Below are 4,022 nucleotides of genomic sequence, written 5' to 3' on the forward strand. Positions count from 1 at the left end.
ATTTCCAGAAGCTGGAAATGTATTGGCTTGACCATACACATAATTACTTGATAAGAGCATGAGCCATATCATTATAACTGCATAAAATTTCTTCATAATTTTTCCTTTATCAATCTTTTTAATGATTCAAGTTCTGCTTCCATTTTTTCCAATTTCCTCTCTTGACCTATGGTATGCAGCGTCAACTCCTCCACCTTCTCCAAAAGCTTCTGGTTCAGCTCCATCATGTTGACCCCTTCTTCTTCATATACCTTGGCTGGTTTCAAGCCCGGCAGGTGACCGTTTTCCCCTATAAAGGAATCCACGTCTTCCAATGGCATCAATTCGTAATCTTTTTCAAAGACATAATCCGGCCAGTTGGTGGCCTCCAGCTTTACTTCCTTGGCACGGATGGTGCCGTTCACTTCAAGTTTATTGGTCGGGACAGTGGTGCCTATTCCGACATTGCCACTTCCAAATAAGGTCAGAACAGCCTTTTGATCCAGATAAGGTGAATCACCACCACTATGAATCCTAAACTGAAGAAAGTTTGAAGCTGCTGTTCCAGTATGGTTTGAATAAACAGAGTGGTAACGGATATCTGAATCAGACCTACCAAATCTTAACTGTTCTGCTTCTGAACTATGTGTTGGGGCTGATCGCAAATATGTAGTCCCAACCACATCAAATTTTGATATTGGATTTGTAGTACCTATTCCAACATTTCCCGAAGAAGGAAAAGTATTGGCTTGTCCAAATAGAAGAGAAGGCGCTATTGATTGTATTAAAACCAGTATAATGAAAATTTTCCTCATAATTTTTCCTTGATCAATTGCCTAATTTCCTGAATTTCCGATTTAAGGTCATTGATCTCTTTATTTTGTACTCTAATCTTTTTTTCCTGATCAATTGTATATAATGTCAACTCCTCCACCTTCTCCAACAACTTCTGGTTCAGTTCCAGCATATTGACCCCTTCTTCTTCATATACATTGGCAGATTTCAAACCAGGTAGATGGCCATGTTCCCCGATAAAGGAATTCACCGCTTCCAATGGCATCAATTCGTAGTCTTTTTCAAAAACATAATCCGGCCAGTTATGGGCTTCCAGTTTTACCTCCTTGGCTCGGATGGTGCCGTTTACTTCGAGTTTGTTGGTCGGAACAGTGGTGCCGATGCCGACATTGCCATTTGCAAGTATCTTCATACGTACTTGGCCTGCACTAAAAAACTTCATTCCACCATAAGAACTTATCCACAATGTACTGGCTCCGATAAATTGCGGATCATTGGTCCATTGCATACCGTAATGAGGTTGAATTTTATCCAAATAATCAAATGTATCCGTTAGATTCTGTCCAATAAAACGGCTATAGCTAACTTGGATATTTCCCGTCACATGAAGTTTTTGACTGGGGGATGAAGTGCCAATCCCCACGTTCCCTTGGTTATAATATATACTTCCCTGAGTACTCCCTGACCAATTCTGTGCCTGTATTGACACACCGAAAAGCATTAGAGATAGTACTAAATAGAAATGTTTCATTGCTTATTCATTAATGATTTTATATCCTCAATTGCATTTTTTAGCTGATCTATTTGTTCGATTACTTTCTCTTGTTCTTCTACTTTGGAAGTTATTTTTTTTATTGTTTCATTTTGATCAATCATGTGAAGTGTCATTTCTTCTATTTGACGAAGCAGTTGTTGATTCATTTCCAGCATATTCACTCCCTCCTTTTCGTACTCTATTGCAGATTTCAATCCCGGCAAATGGCCATTTTCGGCAATAAAAGAATTCACAGCATCCAATGGCATCAGCTTATAATCTTTTTCAAAAACATAGTCCGGCCAGTTGGTTGCTTCAAGCTTTACTTCCTTGGCTCGGATGGTGCCGTTGACTTCGAGCTTGTTGGTCGGGATGGTGGTGCCGATGCCGACATTGCCAGTATTGGTAATTCTCATTTTTTCTTGAAGATTACCGCCCAAAGTGCTGAAAACAATCTTACCATTTCCTCTGTTTGAACTGATATTAACACCGTTTGCCGTCCCCGACTCACCAGTGGTACCTATTAGCCCCCCAGAATTTCCATCATCTGATTTAACAGAGAATTGTCCATCTACCATTACAGTCCCTTTTACATGCAGCTCGACAGAAGGATTGATTATACCAATTCCAACCCGGCCATTAACCGCTAAGTGTACTCCTACAGGCAATATGGCTGAAGCAGGATGTCCAATTGCTACTCCCCTATATTGAAACTTAGTCCCGACATCGGGTTGCAGGTGGAACGTTGCCAGATAACCGCCATACACCGATGTGGTATTGTGCCTGCTCAATATCCACGCTCTCCTGGCATTTAAGGAGTTTGCCAAACCTATTTCAATAGCATTATTGTTGTTTACATAGGTCTCTACCACATCTCCCCGTGTGGTTTCTGTTGGATAATTCTGTGCTGTCAACCCTCCGGCTGCCATTGTAATAAGGAGAAATACCAATATTGATTTTATCATATCTTTATTTACTCTTGTCAAGAGTCCTTAAATATCAACTACATATTATTTATTCGTTTTTTAAGCTCATCGACCGATTCCAATAACTTCTCCAATTGTTCTGATTGTTGTTTATTGGTTTTCTGTTCCATTTCTATAAATTGCTGCTGCTTGATGGTATAGAGCAACAATTCTTCGACCTTTTCCAACAACTTCTGATTCAGCTCCAGCATATTGACCCCTTCTTCTTCATACTCCTTTGCAGATTTCAATCCAGGCAGGTGGCCATTTTCCCCAATAAAAAATTTAAGCTCATCCAATGGCATCAGTTCATAGCCCTTTTCAAAGACATAGTCCGGCCAGTTGGTGGCTTCCAGTTTTACCTCCTTGGCCCGGATGGTGCCGTTGACTTCGAGTTTGTGGGTGGGGACTGTGGTGCCAATACCGACATTGCCAGTATTGGTAATTCTCATTTTTTCTGAAGTATTGCCTCCTATTGTATTGAAAACAATCTTGCCGCCTCCCCTACTTGAATTAATCCTTACTCCATTGGAAGATTCCGATTCACCTGTAGTTCCTATATATCCAGCAGAATTTCCGTCATCCGATCTAATGTAAAACATACCCTCTGCCATAACAGTACCTTTTACATGGAGTGCCGTAGATGGCTCTGTTATCCCAATTCCTACATTGCCATTTCCCCTTATGATCATTCTATTGATGAAATCGCCACTTGCGTTTTTCCCTGTCTGGAATCTGATATTTCGATTCACCTGACCATTTCCAGTCGGGCTTGCCCTTATGTATAAATCCTTCTGATTGACCCCTGGGTCATCACTTGTCAAAAATACCCCTCCTGAAGTTGAGTGAATCAACAAATGGTTTCTGCCACCATTATCATCTCTTTCAAACAATGTATTTCCTTTCACATGCAGTCTACCATTCGGGCTGGTAGTCCCAATCCCAACATTCCCGGAAGCTGGAAAAGTATTGCTTTGGCCATATAGATAACTGAAAGCGGTAAAACCCAAAATGGAGATTAAGACAAGTGATTTTTTCATAATCTAAGATTAACAGCCTATATGGCTTGGGATTTAATCAAACAATCCTCATGTTGTCCTGTCTTATGACCTTTTGCATAAAAAAAAGAATTCTTTCCTAGCCAGTAAAAATCCCCTATAACAGAAACAGATGAATCAAACTTGGTTGCAATGTTCTCCTACAAACATATTGATTCTTGTTTATATTAAAAATACCTACAAGTAGGTATTTTTTGCTACAAATATTCTTCGTAAATAGCTAGGTTTTTGATCCCTATCATGACTATTTTTCAAATACAAAAAAACGCATTTCACTATAGTTTTTACCAACTATATTTTTACCCAAAAAATGCCCAAAAATTTTATTTCGAAAACAGCCCAAAAAAAGTTGAAGATTTTTTCCCCCATAATTTTTTTGAAGAAAATCCAGGCTATTTTCCTCTGGATATGGCCCAATTACCAGACCATTTCCATTGGCTATCCAACAAAAAACAAACGACAATGTTTTGG

The 4,022-nt window shown here is 39.5% G+C and carries 4 protein-coding genes; all 4 read right to left on the bottom strand.

The genetic code is table 11. From position 1 onward, the window contains the following. Positions 1–92: 92 nt before the first annotated feature. The 4 genes from ACFSKL_RS22295 to ACFSKL_RS22310 are packed head-to-tail and all read right to left on the bottom strand — an operon-like array spanning position 93 to position 3,533. Positions 93–794, bottom strand: a complete 702-nt coding sequence (locus tag ACFSKL_RS22295; RefSeq protein WP_376889506.1) for a hypothetical protein — start codon at positions 792–794, stop codon at positions 93–95. Next, the gene (locus ACFSKL_RS22300) at positions 791–1,525 is read right to left on the bottom strand and encodes a hypothetical protein (protein ID WP_376889508.1); all 735 of its coding nucleotides are present in this window, start codon (positions 1,523–1,525) and stop codon (positions 791–793) included. Before ACFSKL_RS22300 ends, ACFSKL_RS22295 begins: the two co-directional genes overlap by 4 nt. Continuing rightward, positions 1,522–2,493, bottom strand: a complete 972-nt coding sequence (locus tag ACFSKL_RS22305) for a hypothetical protein (protein WP_376889510.1) — start codon at positions 2,491–2,493, stop codon at positions 1,522–1,524. The genes ACFSKL_RS22300 and ACFSKL_RS22305 overlap by 4 nt, the downstream gene beginning before the upstream one ends. A 38-nt stretch (positions 2,494–2,531) precedes the next feature. After that, positions 2,532–3,533 carry a tail fiber protein gene (locus ACFSKL_RS22310; RefSeq protein ID WP_376889512.1) on the bottom strand — a complete coding sequence of 334 codons (1,002 nt, stop codon included), beginning with the start codon at positions 3,531–3,533 and terminating at the stop codon, positions 2,532–2,534. Positions 3,534–4,022: the final 489 nt, after the last annotated feature.

The organism is Belliella marina (assembly GCF_042682445.1).
GTDB lineage: Bacteria > Bacteroidota > Bacteroidia > Cytophagales > Cyclobacteriaceae > Belliella > Belliella marina.